The organism is Lawsonia intracellularis PHE/MN1-00, assembly GCF_000055945.1.
GTDB lineage: Bacteria > Desulfobacterota > Desulfovibrionia > Desulfovibrionales > Desulfovibrionaceae > Bilophila > Bilophila intracellularis.
On sequence record NC_008011.1, the window covers coordinates 218,852 to 233,744 of the forward strand.

Here is a 14,893-nt window from a genome sequence, read left to right on the forward strand (position 1 = left end):
TGAAGAAAAAGTAGGACGACAGTTTATCGACGACATGACTCCCGCCAAGGCTTCCAGAATACGTTCTGAGCTTATAGAAGGTAAACGAAAAACCAAAAAACTAGCCAAAGAAGAAGCTCTTGCTGCTTCGCTCAGAAAAAATATTCATGGTATTTGGGAAGAGTATGCCAAGGGTCGCCCTAAAAACAAAAATACTGATATTGACCTGTGCAGGTATGAACTTCATTTGAAAAATATATTTGGGCATAAATTTCCTGAAGAAATCACAACAAATGATGTTAGAATATTCAAAGATAACCTTATTCAATCTGGAAAAAGCCCACAAACAGTTCTTAATACTCTTGCTTTGCTTCGTCGTATTCTGCGCTTTGGTGAAAAAAATGGCTTTTGTACACTACCTGATAGATCACAACTTGTTTTTGAGATGCCAAAAGTCGATAATATAAAAACTGAAAACTTAACAGAAACACAACTAAAAGCATTGATGGAAGCTCTTGATGCTGAAACAGATCAGGTTATGGCTTCTTGCCTTCGCTTAGCTTTAGTAACAGGCATGAGAAAAGGAGCATTACTAGCATTAGAATGGACGGATTTAGATTTTGAGCAAGGTATCATTACATTACAAGGAAAATCAGCTAAAAAAGGAAAAACGGCATACATACCCATGTCCGAAGCTGCGAAAATTATCTTGGAAAAACTTCCCCATACGTCTCGATATGTTTTTCCAAATACAAAAGGAGAAAAGCGATCTGACTTTCGTAGTATGCCAAATAGAATAAAACAAAAAGCCCAATTACCCGCTGATTTCCGTCCATTTCATGGGTTAAGACATACTTATGCTTCACATCTCGCTTCTAGTGGAAAAGTTGACTTATATACTCTTCAAAAGTTACTGACTCACTCAAGTCCACAAATGACGCAGCGCTATGCTCATCTTGCAGATGAAGCTATGAAACGAGCCGCTCGTGTAGCTGATGATATATTAACCAGCAATATGGAGAAAAAAGATGACGACTGATATTCTTCAGAAGGCTCTAGAGAGTAGCTTCAATTCTTTTGTCAAGTCAGAATACATAAAGAGAAATTTTGAATATACAAGTCAGGAAGATGCTGTGTGGCTAAAAGAAAATTGGAATTTGCCATTGATGGAATTGAATTATGATTTTGACGACATTTTTTCAATATTATTTTTAAATGACTTAATAACTTATTTTCATCAATTAATTAATAATTTTGAATATCACTCGTTTATTACAACAGTTTACGAGCAAGATTTTAAAATGATTATAAATAAATATCAAAAATGGATTAAACACGTATATAATATTTCGTGTCAATATAAACTATCCTTTGCAGATCTATGCCATCCATTTAATATAGAAGAATTCATAAAAAATAAAATTCGAGATACACAACTACATCTTCCAACATTTATTTCGACTACTACATCAACTGGCTTTGTAGGGACAAGTCGAATAGATGGAAAATGGAAGTTCGTTGTAGATTTTACAAAAGAAGATTTGAATTACGAAGCACTTCTAAATCTATTTAAAGAGCAACTAGCTATAGAGTTTGCGTACTTATCTAAAAAAATTACTCCTCATATTGAAAATGTACTAACAGAAATAGTAAAGGAAGATAATCGTACTGAAACTTATGAAAATTCGAGATTAAGTCGTCTATATGGTCTAGCTCAATGGGACCATCGTTTGAAATATATTGACACCAAAGGAAATAATATTGGAAAATTTAAATGTGGTCTTAGAAAATTAAATTGGCCGTATTGCGAAAGCGAATGTAAAAGTGATAATAAATATTTTATATGTAAAAATAGAGAAGCTTGTAAGAAGGCACTAAAAAGACAACTACAAGGGACGATACAAAGTATAGAAAATAAAAAAAGTGTAGCTATGATTGAAACAGGTTGTACAATGCCTAAGAACGCCAAAAAAATTTTTGAAAGATATTCCATGCCTGATGTAACGAAAATTTATCCTTTGGCCTACCTTCACATCTAAAGGGGACACTACATCATTTGAAAAAGTCCCTAGAAAAATAACGTATAATCTCGGAACGTGGGTGTTGCAAAACACCCACGTTTTTTTTTGAGGAGGAATTATGGACCAAGCCACTTGGCTGTCAGAAAAGGCCGTAGCGCAGCTAACCGGTATTTCCGTATCCACGTTGCAGAAGCAGCGTTTTTACCATCGCGGCATACCGTACTCGAAAATAGGACGGCTAGTCCGCTACTCCGTTCATGATGTCCAGGCCTTCATGACGGCCCATCGCATTCAGGTCGCCTCAGAAAAGTAACCCAAGTCGCCCAGGGCATACCCCTGGGCGCTGCCGGAGGATTTTATGCCTTACCCTCAGACTTTCGTATCCAACACGTGGAACAATGCATCTCCTGATGATCTCATCTCGTACATGGAAAAGCAGAACCATGCCCGAAGTGTCATCAGTACCTCATATAAAAACTACATCAGCGATTTAAAGAGCAAGCGGGTCTATGACGCATCAGAAAGACTCAGATGTACCTACTATTCTTTGCCGGAACAAAACGGACCAATGAATTATTTTGCTCCAAGGACTCCTGTTCCTTACATCCTTGGAAAGGTAGCTTCTGATCTCGCATGCAACACAGGGTTCGATCAAGTCGGTCTCTATAAAATGCTGCTTGCCTATACGCTATACGCCACAGCAGGCAACTGGATCATCCGCTGTGGAAGCGAATGGACAGAACAAGCCATTATCAATATCATTGCCACCGCTCCATCCGGCCATCGAAAGTCCGTCATATCGGCCTTTTGTCAGGAACCATTCAATATATTTGAAAAAAACTTCAACAAGCTGAGAGGTTCCGATGAAGGCTCTGGGGATTTATCCCACACGAAGCTGAAGGTTGCTCAAAGAGTGGCCGCCAGAATCACCCAGAAAAAAATTGCCTCCTCGCTGGTAAACTTAGGCAGCACTCCCACGGACGAAGACTTTGAAGCTCTCGTCAATGAAATCGCGGGGGAAGAACAAAGCCGGATTGCTCAATTCATAGAGCAGCCGTCCCTCCAGTTTTTTACGGACAACGTAACTCCGGCTGGCTTTCATCGTATCTGCTATGCCCAAAAGGGTCGGCTGGCCATCCAATCAACAGAAGGAGGTTTCCTGACCCGGACATCGTTCCTTAAGGGATCTCTGCCTGAAATGCTGAAGAATTCTTTCTCTGGAGAAGGCTTCACACTACAAAATTTCAGAAGCACATACCGCTATGAACATCCGTTTGTTGCACTTTTCATTCTCACGCAGCCCGAGCAATTATCGCGTTTTCTGTACAAGTCCAGCGCCTTCGAAGGCGACGGACTGTGGGCCCGCATCGTTTTTCATCTGGCCCAGAGTAGTACCCCAAACGGAGAATTTTCTCTTGGTGAGGCGCGCAAAAGTTACTCTGATGTCATTTCTCCAATCATTCAAAAGGAGTATAACAACTCGGCACGTCACCAGATTGCCCTCAGCAACGAAGCCTACGACATGGTAAAAGAATATGAGAAGTCTCTTGCCCTCGATTTTCAAAACGGAACTCCATTCATGAGGGAGGCCCTGAAAAAAGCTCACGGGCTTGCGTGCCGATTTGCGTTTGCTGCCCATCTATGGAACCAAGCTGAAGCCTCAAGCTGGCCAACAACCATCACCGCTGATGAAATGAATCTCGGCGTATCTTTGAGTAAGGACAGCTTGGCGCATTTCAGGTTCACGATCGACCCCACGTGCCTTCGAGCGCGAATCCATGCCCGAAAGCTGATCGACTCCCTGCTGTGTATCGACTTCAATATGCAGCACGATGTGCTCACGCATGGAATCACCTCGCGGATACTTCAACAGCGTACGGGACTCAAAGCCGACGAAGTCAGAAATGCCCTGGCTCTGCTTCAACAGTGCAACTTACTTTCCGCACTCGACTTCGGAGGAAACCAGCTCGTGGCAGCTCTCAGGCCGGACTTTTTTCAGCAGCCGATGGGCACATTCTTATAAAAAAGCGTCTACACCCATGCCGTAGACGGTGGTTACGCTAAAACTCCTTTCCATGAGAGAGCAGTCCATGAGGGCAGCTCTCTCGTTTTTTTGACCATGAGGAGCACTTTTTACCGACACAACCGCTACAAAACAGACCTCTATGCTCCCGTACTGATCCCCTCCCCACACCGCCTATCCGCCTCACACGGTACGTCATCGGCAAGACGGGAGGATAACGAGTCTGAGGCCATTCCAGAACCAATCAGAGACGCCATCCCCAGAAAGCGCACTGAGGGATCTCCACTGCCGTTACGAGGCCTAACGCTCCACATCCTCTTTCCCACCCACAAAAGCAGACAGACATTCGCAGACTCACAGAGCGTCAGAAGACCTCCAAGTTCAACGGTCAGGACGATCACAAAGTTCCGAATCTCTGCTGCTCACAAGCCACCGCAAGACACCCTGAAGGTCGTCATAACCCCTAAAGCCCCAAGACGCTGAACTCCCTCTCCCCTGCTCTCCATCTAGCCGAAAACCTGTGACAGAACCAGCCGCTACCTCAAACGGACAAGCCGAAGCATCATGCCTAACACTGCTCACCATGAAACCAACGCTCACAGCAAACGCAGGCTGAAAGGACAAGCGTACCAGGCAAGAAGATTTACCCGGCCACAAAGGCAACACCATTCAAAACGAGAGGACTTAGACCAGGACATCCGATTTTTAGCGGAAAAATCAGCTAAAAAATCCCTCCCCCCGATTTTTGGCACGCCGTTTTCATATTTGTACGATAACACTCTAAGGTTTTGATGTAAGAGAATGAAGAAGGAACATGAGCTTACCATGTTCCTTCTTTTTTATCCGTCATCTTAGAATAAGATGATATAAGTTTATAAAATAATTCGGACAAGATATTATGTAACCAAATCAATTATTTTCACAAGTATACTTTTTCTAAACATGTAAATAAATTATATATTTTAATAGGTATCATGTAGTATATATAAACAACATTAAAAAACTATATATACAGAATTTACAAATAAACATAATACATCATATCTCATAAAAACTGTATTCTAAACTATCACATCAAAAAACATTTTAACTCCAACAAAAAGAGGAAAAGCATGAATAACAAAAACTATTTCCATACTATCAATGAAAGAATTGAAAACTTACTTATCAACTATATATCAAATCACAACAAAGTATTACCGGTATTCTTCAACGTCAGATATCCTCAACATTATCCTTACCCTCAAAAGAAAGATATTTCCTCGTTATTCGATAAGGTCAATACGTATTATTTTCGTTTAGGTTATGATCCTTACTACTTTTGGAAAAGAGAACAGAATATATCAGAACACCACCATTACCACTGCTTGCTTTTTCTGAATGGTAACAAAATTCAACGTATCATGCCGGTATTCAAGACAGTCGAAAGATTCTGGGCTTCTACATTGGGTATAGAGACCGCTTTAGGACTGGTACATTACTGCTTGAAAGACTGGAAAGGAGATTTGACAGGTAATGGTACTATGCTCAGACGAGATGATCCTGAATTGTCCTATAAACTAGACAGATTTCGTATGGCTGCTTCCTATCTGGCAAAAACAGCTACTTCAGGTTTTGTGAATGACGGATATCGGAACTTTGGCTGTTCTCGTATATAAGTTTATGTAATTTTTTATTTTTACTTTTATATTATAGAGTTCGAATAACGATAATCAGTCTTATTTATTGGAGTAGCACATGAAAAAGCAAGAAGTTTCTGTCCCGGAAAAACATCTTATCAGTATCCACGGCAATGATATTCCAAGATTTTTAGGCATGGTCGACATAGCGCATCAACTGGGTCTACAATCAATTGATACTATACCACTACAATTCCCTTCATCTGACAATGGAAATACCGCTATATTCAAAAGTACGGTTACTTTGAAAAGCGGTATCGTATGTTCTGCTATAGGAGATGCTACGCCTGAAAATGTTCCTCCTGCGTGTCGTAACGCCTTCATCCGTATGGCAAGTACACGAGCAACCAGCAGAGCTATAGGACTTGCTTGTAACGTAGGCACTCTGGATTTTGAGTCCGAAACGATGAACGACCAGGTGATCGATGTGGATTACCGTGATAGCTCTGCATCATCTACCGTCCAAACTGCTCATAGCAAGCCCGTAAGTCAGAAACAGCTTGAGTATATTCATAGTCTCAGTGACAACGCAGAACAGATAGCCATGGAAAAATTCAGTAAGGACTTGAACTCTCTGACAACAACAGAAGCGCATGAAGTTATTTGTGAGTGCAGAGCCAGGGAGAAATAATACATTGTATGATACCGTCGTAGCTATCAAAAGCAAAAAAGCCTCATCGAATCCAAGTCCAAGAAGAAGGGACTATCCGGTAATGAGTCCTCCCAAAAGATCATCAACAAGAACATCGATGAACTTACAGGGGCAGAGGAAGATTTAGTTATAAAATCAATTTTATAATTATAGTGTGATATTCGAACAACAAGGAGTGTAGTATGGACTTATTTCAAGAACATCCAGGCATAGAACTGAGAAATATAATCAAACAAAAGGATATGAACATCTCTGAATTTGCGCGTATGATTGATGTCTCTCCATCACGCATCAATGAGATTGTTCACGCCAAAAGAAGCATAACTCTTGACACTGCCATAAGACTCGCCAAAGCACTCAATACCACAACAAAATACTGGATGGAAAAACAGGTAGATTATGATATAGCTCAATTGCATTCATAAGCAGTAAATACATTATTTGGATGCGAAAAGAGGATCGACTTTTTACAGCCGATCCTCTCAATTTTAGCAATTATCGTAAGTCGTTGTTGGGCATCATATTTAACGGATTTTGCTTCATAAATTTGATACCTCATTTTTTTGATTATTTGATGTGTCCATATTATCCAGCCCTATACGATGGGCTGTTATCAAATTGTTATCGGTGGTGATAACGGGGGGTAGCAGGGTTGTTGTTTTCTCTGGTGGTTTACAACTACATTTTACCACGAAAGGCAGGGAAATGCAATAACCATCCTTGCTGTGGCGTATCAAGGAATCTTACTGAACATATGGCGCACCTTATCCAAACGGCTGTTTGGACGACGGGGCTGGATGATTGGCTCGCCGACAGTGGCCTGATACCCTTTCAGTTCCGTCAGGCACACACTCCGCCCGTTGGTGTAAAAGGCCAAATCAGTACGGTATGCCTGTATGCAACGGGCGGGAATCTCGCCAGTAAAGACAACTTCATCCTTTTTTATCTGGGCCGTTTCGATGGTGGCACAGTATTTCGGCGCATCATGATAAGCCCTGGAAAGGTATTCCTGGGGCGCATAGAGGGTGAAGGAGAGATAAGGTTCCAGCAACTGCGTCCCAGATTTCTTCAATGCCTGTTCCAATACAATCGGGGCCAATGAGCGGAAGTCCGCCGGCGTACTGACCGGGCTATAGTAAAGTCCGTATTCAAAGCAAATCTTACAGTCCGTTACGTTCCAGCCACACAAGCCTTGCCCCAAACCGTAACGGATACCATCCATGACAGCGTTTTGAAAACTCTGGTTCAGGTATCCCAGGGAAACCCGGCTCTCGTATTTTACACCGGAGCCAAGCGGGAGCGGTGTAACAGACAGTCCGATAGATGCCCAAAACGGGTTAGGCGGCACCTCGATATGGATGGTGTGACTGGCCACTTTGAGCGGCCGCTCTAAATAAATGACGGTGGGTTCCTTCACTGCTGTTTCAATCTTGTATTTTTCCGTCAGCAAAGCGGAAACAACCTCCAACTGCATCCGACCCAAAAAAGAAAGAATGATCTCATGGGTGGTGGAATCCACCTCGTAGTGCAAAAGCGGGTCAGTATCCGCAATTTGCGTAAGAGCGTCCAGCAACCGGTCTCTTTGCTCTGCCGTTTTTGGCGTAATCGTCGTCCGCAGCATAGGGAAGGGAACATCACTCCACATTTCACGAGGAAGTTGGGTTTTGTCCCCCAATATATCGTTTAATCTCAAGCTGTCGCTGGGAAGGATGACAATTTCGCCCTTATGGGCGGTATCTGTCCGAACAATCTCCCCTTTGGATGGAATACGCATCTCTGTGATTTTCAGCTTTTCTCTCCCGGCTAGGGCCACCGTATCCCGCAGACGCAGCGTTCCGCTGTATAGCCGCAGATAGACAAGCCTCTGGCCGCAATCTGTATACTCCACCTTAAAAACTCTACCGCACAGGGCGGCGCTCCCCTGTTCCTTGGTCGATTGGAACAGCCCTATCACCGCATCCATCAACTGTTGAATGCCAAGGCCGTTTTTGGCGCTACCATGATAGACCGGGAGCAGGGAGGCGTCTTGAACTCGCCGCTGTTCTTCTTGCGCAAGTTCTTTCTGACTGATTGATTCTCCTGCGATATACTTTGCCAATAACTCATCGTTATTTTCGATGACCGAATCCCAAACCTCTGCACTAGTGTTTTCTGTCAGAGTTATTTTCGAGGACAGCGACACTGTCTGCTTGATGATAATATCAGCGGAGAGCTTATCCCGAACAGACTGATATACGCTCTCCAAATCAATGCCAACCTGGTCGATCTTGTTGATAAAGATAATGGTGGGGATGTTCAATTTCCGTAGGGCATGGAACAGAACACGGGTCTGGGCCTGCACGCCATCTTTAGCGGAGAGCACCAAGATGGCCCCGTCCAAAACAGCCAGAGAGCGGTATACCTCTGCCAAGAAATCCATGTGGCCGGGAGTATCCACAATATTGACTTTACAACTGTGCCACTGGAAAGAAGTGACTGCCGTTTGAATGGTAATTCCACGCTGCCGCTCCAAAAACATAGTGTCCGTTCTCGTTGTCCCTTTTTCGACGCTCCCCGGCTCTGAAATGGTTCCGCTGGCATACAGCAGGCTTTCTGTCAGTGTCGTCTTGCCCGCATCTACATGGGCAAGAATCCCGATATTGATAATGTTCATGTCTATCCTCCATACAAGGCCCAAAAGGGCGCAAAAATCCCCAGCGGCAAATACTTTTACCGCTGGGGATCATGACTTCGGATACATAGAAACGCATTCAGCTAACATGAGCCGTTATCCGTCACGATATTTGATAAAAAGGCAAAAGCATTCTTAAATTGGGTACAAAAACCAAGCCCCTGCAAGGGGCAATTATTTTTGTGCCCATTATCAAATTTTATTTAAGAATACCTTGCCGCATGTTGAATAGACTCCTCAAATCAGGATGACAGCAGTCATAGCATAGCACACTCTAAAATGCAAGAAGTTTTTACCCGCTGTCCCAAATAAATCAGGAGGGCATTCACCGGGACACCCTCCGATTTGGGGCCTCATGCGCAAATAATTTCTGTGTCCACGATTTCCGCCGCACACGCCCGAATATTGTTAGTCCCTCTGCAACTCATACCACAGACCGTTGCCCTCGTCAAAGATGTACTTTTCCATGAAATTACCTCCATTTTTTGTGATTATCGTGCGCCTACCCTTATTTTTGACCTTGCACCCCATTTCTGCTCCTTTTCGACCTGTTCCTGCTGGTAAGCTGCCTCCAGTATCCTGTCCGCCTGTTCCGGGCCTTTTCCAGTGCAGCCGCAATGGCTCTGCTGTTGTTGCGCGCCGTAGGCAGCACGTTGGCTCCGGCAAAAAGAAACAGGGCGGAAAGTCCTATGAGCGTGACATAAAGACCGTAATCCCCGGAACCGGTGAGCCAAGTGTACGCACCGTATACGGAAGCTGCGAGCGCAAGGCAGAATATGGCCAGAGCTATCCACTTGTGGGCCGGATTGGTCAGCTGATCCACGCGACGGGCCTTGCTGGCCGCGGCAAGCCTTGCCGTCAGATCAGGACGCTCTTCCAGAAAGGCCCTGGCTCTGCGAAGCTCTTCCAGACTCTCCTGGGCCGCGGGAGAAAGCTGCTTCACATACCTTGCCTCTTCCGCCGCTCTGGCCTCGGCAAGTCTTCTGGCTGCGGCTTCGGACATGGTCTTGATATGGGGAAAACGCCGCTGAATTTCGGCAAGCATCAGATCGACATGATTTTCATGCTTGAAGGTGCACTGCACGCTTTCGTCCTTCCCGTATTCCACCACGAGATAGGGAATGGAACCGAATATCCCCTTGCCGGTAAACGCGCCTTTGCTCATGGCGACGCGTTTGTAGGCCCGTCGAATGTTGGATACGGGTACATAGAAACGACGATCCATGAAAAGACTGTTCAGATACAGAGCCTTCTTCCCGACCCCGCAGGGACCGAACGGAAGACAGGATGTTCTGTCTTTCTTCAGTTCTCCGTCATCCAGGCCGACGCTGCCCAGCCGTGCAGGTTTGAAATACAGCATCCTCGACTCCCGAAGGAATAACATTCATAGACCGCGGATCATCCGCGGAAATAAGGAAAAGGGGGCCGCCTTTTACGGGCGGCCCCCACGACATTGATACAGAGGGTCATGAAACGGCTTTGGCGTTAGACAAGACTATTTGCAAGCTAAAGAATGGTACGGAAAATCATGTGATAATGGTTCACAGCTAGGCTGTGATGGCTATAAGCGATTGAATAACAGAAAATAACACCTATGCCTGAAATTTTCGACGCGTCGAAATTTTTAGAGGAAACCATGAAAAAACTACTCCTTTTGTTATCTATTCTGTTTCTAACCCCAAGTATTACCTTGGCGGAAGGTAATACTTTCAATGATAGTTTCAACAAGGCTAAGCGCATACTGCAAGATGAGGTGTATTACGACCACCAAGTTACACTATACTGCGGATATGAATATGATGACCAAAAAAGGATATGTCTCCCTGATGGATTTATAGCAGAGAAACATCAAAAAAGATCATATAAAATTGAGTGGGAACATAGTGTGCCTGCTGAGAATTTTGGCAGAGCTTTTACTGAATGGCGCGAAGGTCATCCTCTTTGTGTAGATAATAAAGGTAAAAGTTTCAAAGGACGAAAATGTGCAGAAAAAGTAAATAAAACATATAGATATATGCAGTCTGATATGTACAATTTGTTTCCAGCAGTCGGGTCTGTCAATGCTGCGAGAAGCAATAAGCAATACTCAGAGTTACTTGGAGTTCAATCTGCTTTTGGAACGTGTGAGGCAAAAATAGATGGGAATAGATTCGAACCACCGGATAGAGCTAAAGGTCAAGTAGCCCGTGCTGCTCTTTATATGGATAAAGAGTACAAGGAATACAATCTAAGTCGTCAGCAAAGAAGACTTTTTGAGGCTTGGAGTAATATGTATCCAGTCGATGAATGGGAGTGTACACGAGCCAAACGAATCGAATCTATACAGGGAAATGAAAATATTTTTGTAAAAAATATGTGTATCGAAAAGGGGTTATGGTAAACAAACGAGGACAATATAAATACTACCTAAGTAAATCATATAAAAACAGATATATATTGCGACAAGAAAACAATAGAGAGAAGTACAGGCTTACTGTCTGTACTTCTCTTTTTTATTACTCAGGAGGGATTATGACGCAATCCACTGATATCACTAAACTTTCTCAGGCTATGCTCATCGTCCAACAGCAACTTCAACCAGCCATAAAGGACGCCAAAAATCCGTTTATCGGTAACAAATACGCCACACTCAACTCTGTCATGGAATCCTGCCGCAGCCTTCTTTCTTCCCAAGGTATCTGGCTTACCCAACTCCCATGTCCTGCGCCTGTAGAACTCGGGACAGGACATATCGGATTAGAAACAAGACTTATACATGCGGAATCTGGTCAATGGATTTCCAGCACAGCCATCATCCCTCTGACGAAAAATGATCCACAGGGAATGGGCAGTGCTATCACCTATGCCCGGCGGTATTCTCTGTGCGCGATCCTTGGTATCGTGACGGAAGATGATGATGGTAATGCCGCCTCGATTACTCCAAAACAGGCCAAAACGCGAATAAGGCCCGTAGAAGCCACACAGAGACAAAAAGTGGCATCAGACAACTCTTCATCCACGAACAAAATTTTAGACACCTCAAATCGCCCCGTATCGCTTCACCAAAATCTGCCCAAAATCGACGGCGTGAGCTTCAGGACGGTTCAGGCCGATGATGGAAGAATGTGCATCGTGGCATCTGGGCGTACACTGGAGAAAAAGGAATTGCTCAGGGCTTCAGGGTTCAAGTGGGATTCGCAGCAAAAAGTCTGGTGGAAATATGATGATGCTGCATAATTTTTCTTTCGACTTGTCAGAAGAGCTGACCTTCACCGGGGCAGCTCTTCTTTTATGGGAGATCGGCTATGGAATCTGATACTCGTAGCCAAAAACTGCTCGAAATTATCACCCATGGACTAGACTTATACGCAAACAGGAACACTCTGACTCAGCTTGGAAATCGGGAAGAGTATATCGGCATGAGCGACCTTGGAAGTTATATGACCTGTCCTCGTATGGCCGTTCTAAATAAGCTCCATCCCCAGAACACTACCTATGCCCTCAAGCCTCTTCTCACCATGCAGAGGGGGCATTGGTTCGAGGATGGGATTGCCGACGCCCTCAAGACTCTGGAACTGCCTCTGGTTCGTCAGCTTGAAATTGCCGTCACGCATAACGGCACGCCCATCAAAGCTCACCTGGATTTCGTGCTCGCCTCCACCCATCCAAGGCCTACAGTACGGATACTCGAAGTAAAAAGCTGCCAGAAACTCCCGGATTGCCTCTACGCATCCTATGAAACGCAGGTGTATGGACAGGTAGGACTGCTGACGCGGTACTGGAAAGAGCCGGTTTTCAGTGTCAGAGAAGAAACTGGACAGTATAGTTTTCAAGACATGACTTTTCCTGAAATCGCCCGGAATTTTTGGAACTTGAATTTGCCGTATGAGTGGGAAGGGGTAGATATCGAAGCCTGGGTACTATGCCTTTCGATGACGGATGCAAAAGTCTTCGGTCCTTATGTGTCAGATGCAGGAATGATGGATGCTGTACTTGGAAAAGCAGAGGAATTTTGGAGTACGATTCACCAGGTAAAGGACGGCACTCTCGACGCATCTTCCCTCAAAACAACAAGCGGTTTCAATCCCCTATGTGAACATTGCCTCTGGAATGCCGACTGCCCGAAGTTCAAAGGAAACGACCACCCAGAGTTTTCCCCTGAACTTGAGGAGCTGGAAACTTGGAAATCGGAGCGTGCAAGTTTGGATGGGAAAATAAAGACCAGAGAGACAAGCATGAAAGACTGGTACGCGAATATTTTCGGTACTCAGGACGGATGGGTTCAGGCTGGTCATTGGCGGTTCAAAGCCTCAGAAATACCCGGCAGACGCACACTAGCCAAGGACAGCCTTGCGGGAGAACTGATTGAACTTTTTCATGACGGCGGAATGGATGATGTGGACGTGCCCGCTCTTTTGGCTCGTCATGAAAAAGTAAGCGCACCTTCAACACGACTTTTTATCTACAAGACCAGAAAACAGGAGAAGAACGATGGGTTACAGGTCTGATGTTGGACTGGCTCTTACGCAGGCAGCCGTACAAACATTGAATGAAAAGATGAACGCCTTGGATAAAACGTCCGAGGCGTTTGCTGTTATTACGGACTTCTTTGCCTACGCGGACAAGCACTTTGAAGACACTGACTCCGGTTCTGAAGTCTATCTGTGGGAACATCTGAAATGGTACGAAGAGTTTCCTGACGTGGGCTTCATCGAACATCTGCTGGCTGAGCTCGACTGGGACGATTTCCTGTTCATTCGCATCGGGGAAGAGCTGGAGGATATCGACACAAGGGGCAGCTTCTGGGATAACCCCTTCGACCTTGGCATCAGCAGAAGCATAGTCATAAGCGATCCCAACGACTGAAACAAAGCACTATTTCCATAAGGCCCTGTTCATCTTGCATGGACGGGGCTTTTCTTTTTGGGAGGAACCATGTCTCATCCTGTTCAACTCGACGCCGGTCAAATTTTCAGTGGCAAATCCTCCGGCACTATGATTTTCGGCTATGACGCACCCTCGGAATACACGCCGTCCATCGATCCCAACTATCTTTTCCATGAGTCCAGCCGTGATGTAATCGTCTGGTTTCTTATGCAAAATCCCGAACCGCTGTACATCTGTGGCCCTACGTCTGCTGGGAAATCGAGTCTCATTCGCCAGATTGCGGCGCGGCTCAATTACCCGGTTTTCGAGGCTACCGGACATGACCGACTGGAGTTCCCTGATTTGGTCGGGCATCTATCCGTACAGAACGGCAACATGGTCTTTGAGGATGGACCGCTTACTCTGGCCATGAAGATTGGCGGCGTATTCCTGTTCAATGAGGCCGATTTGTGCTCTCCGGCTACGCTTGCTGGACTGAACACCATTCTCGACGGTTCTCCGCTCTGCATTGCTGAAAATGGTGGAGAACTCGTCAAGCCAAGCCCCATGTTCCGTTTCATCGTGACGGCCAACTCAAATGGCAACAGCGACGAAACCGGGCTTTATCAGGGAGTCATGCGTCAGAACATCGCCTTCATGGACCGCTTCATGCTGGTGGAAATGGGCTATCCCAAAGCAGAAGTTGAACGTGACCTGCTGAACCGTATGTTCCCGGAAATTCCTGCTGAAATAACGGAGAAGATGGTCGATTTTGCCAACGATGTGCGGCGGAATTTTATGGGCAACTCCTCGGCACATGATGCTCTGGACGTCACGCTTTCGACGCGCACACTCATCCGCTGGGCCAGACTCACCATCGCATTCCAGCCTCTCTCCAAACAGGGAATTTCGCCCATCATGTACGCCTTGGACAGAGCTTTAGGATTCAGGGCGTCCACCACAAGTCGGGCAGCTCTTCACGAAATGGCCCAGAGAATTTTTCCTTCAATAAGCAACTAACCG

The 14,893-nt window shown here is 45.0% G+C and carries 15 protein-coding genes; 12 read left to right on the forward strand and 3 right to left on the reverse strand.

What is annotated here, in order from left to right; all coding sequences use genetic code 11:
- Positions 1 to 34 precede the first annotated feature (34 nt).
- From LI_RS00960 to LI_RS00975, 4 genes are all read left to right on the forward strand, one after another.
- On the forward strand, positions 35 to 1,018 hold the full coding sequence (locus tag LI_RS00960; protein ID WP_197535266.1) for a tyrosine-type recombinase/integrase: 984 nt from the start codon (positions 35 to 37) through the stop codon (positions 1,016 to 1,018).
- Positions 1,008 to 2,018 (forward strand): hypothetical protein, encoded by a 1,011-nt coding sequence (locus LI_RS00965; protein ID WP_011526256.1) that lies wholly within the window; start codon positions 1,008 to 1,010, stop codon positions 2,016 to 2,018. The genes LI_RS00960 and LI_RS00965 overlap by 11 nt, the downstream gene beginning before the upstream one ends.
- A 100-nt stretch (positions 2,019 to 2,118) precedes the next feature.
- Positions 2,119 to 2,313, forward strand: coding sequence for a helix-turn-helix domain-containing protein (locus tag LI_RS00970; RefSeq protein ID WP_041817031.1), 195 nt, complete (start codon positions 2,119 to 2,121; stop codon positions 2,311 to 2,313).
- 45 nt (positions 2,314 to 2,358) lie between these two features.
- Positions 2,359 to 4,023: a DUF3987 domain-containing protein gene (locus tag LI_RS00975; RefSeq protein ID WP_011526257.1), complete on the forward strand. Its 1,665-nt coding sequence runs from the start codon at positions 2,359 to 2,361 to the stop codon at positions 4,021 to 4,023.
- A gap of 381 nt (positions 4,024 to 4,404) precedes the next feature.
- Here LI_RS00975 and LI_RS07570 read toward each other — a convergent pair whose 3' ends face one another.
- Entirely contained in the window at positions 4,405 to 4,608 is a 204-nt protein-coding gene (locus tag LI_RS07570; RefSeq protein WP_172633677.1) for a hypothetical protein, read from the reverse strand.
- A 527-nt stretch (positions 4,609 to 5,135) separates the two neighbouring features.
- On the opposite strand from LI_RS07570, the gene LI_RS00985 reads away from it, so the two are divergent.
- The 3 genes from LI_RS00985 to LI_RS00995 all read left to right on the forward strand — a co-directional run bounded on the left by LI_RS00985 (position 5,136) and on the right by LI_RS00995 (position 6,779).
- Positions 5,136 to 5,681 (forward strand): YagK/YfjJ domain-containing protein, encoded by a 546-nt coding sequence (locus tag LI_RS00985; protein ID WP_011526259.1) that lies wholly within the window; start codon positions 5,136 to 5,138, stop codon positions 5,679 to 5,681.
- Between the two features lie 79 nt (positions 5,682 to 5,760).
- The gene (locus LI_RS00990) at positions 5,761 to 6,333 is read left to right on the forward strand and encodes a hypothetical protein (RefSeq protein ID WP_015353685.1); all 573 of its coding nucleotides are present in this window, start codon (positions 5,761 to 5,763) and stop codon (positions 6,331 to 6,333) included.
- 203 nt (positions 6,334 to 6,536) lie between these two features.
- Entirely contained in the window at positions 6,537 to 6,779 is a 243-nt protein-coding gene (locus LI_RS00995) for a HigA family addiction module antitoxin (RefSeq protein ID WP_050812166.1), read from the forward strand.
- Positions 6,780 to 7,087: 308 nt separating this feature from the next.
- Here LI_RS00995 and LI_RS01000 read toward each other — a convergent pair whose 3' ends face one another.
- Both LI_RS01000 and LI_RS07575 read right to left on the reverse strand, forming a co-directional pair.
- The gene (locus LI_RS01000; protein WP_011526261.1) at positions 7,088 to 9,007 is read right to left on the reverse strand and encodes a tetracycline resistance ribosomal protection protein Tet(W); all 1,920 of its coding nucleotides are present in this window, start codon (positions 9,005 to 9,007) and stop codon (positions 7,088 to 7,090) included.
- 526 nt (positions 9,008 to 9,533) lie between these two features.
- Positions 9,534 to 10,385, reverse strand: coding sequence for a hypothetical protein (locus LI_RS07575; RefSeq protein WP_050812167.1), 852 nt, complete (start codon positions 10,383 to 10,385; stop codon positions 9,534 to 9,536).
- A 393-nt stretch (positions 10,386 to 10,778) separates the two neighbouring features.
- On the opposite strand from LI_RS07575, the gene LI_RS01010 reads away from it, so the two are divergent.
- The 5 genes from LI_RS01010 to LI_RS01030 all read left to right on the forward strand — a co-directional run bounded on the left by LI_RS01010 (position 10,779) and on the right by LI_RS01030 (position 14,890).
- On the forward strand, positions 10,779 to 11,405 hold the full coding sequence (locus LI_RS01010; protein WP_231850142.1) for an endonuclease I family protein: 627 nt from the start codon (positions 10,779 to 10,781) through the stop codon (positions 11,403 to 11,405).
- A gap of 131 nt (positions 11,406 to 11,536) precedes the next feature.
- Entirely contained in the window at positions 11,537 to 12,241 is a 705-nt protein-coding gene (locus LI_RS01015) for an ERF family protein (RefSeq protein ID WP_041817131.1), read from the forward strand.
- A 68-nt stretch (positions 12,242 to 12,309) separates the two neighbouring features.
- Positions 12,310 to 13,512, forward strand: a complete 1,203-nt coding sequence (locus LI_RS01020; protein WP_011526265.1) for a hypothetical protein — start codon at positions 12,310 to 12,312, stop codon at positions 13,510 to 13,512.
- Positions 13,496 to 13,870, forward strand: coding sequence for a hypothetical protein (locus tag LI_RS01025; RefSeq protein WP_011526266.1), 375 nt, complete (start codon positions 13,496 to 13,498; stop codon positions 13,868 to 13,870). Before LI_RS01020 ends, LI_RS01025 begins: the two co-directional genes overlap by 17 nt.
- 69 nt (positions 13,871 to 13,939) lie before the next feature.
- Complete coding sequence (locus LI_RS01030; RefSeq protein WP_011526267.1) at positions 13,940 to 14,890, forward strand: AAA family ATPase; 951 nt, start codon at positions 13,940 to 13,942, stop codon at positions 14,888 to 14,890.
- The last annotated feature ends 3 nt before the right edge of the window (positions 14,891 to 14,893 follow it).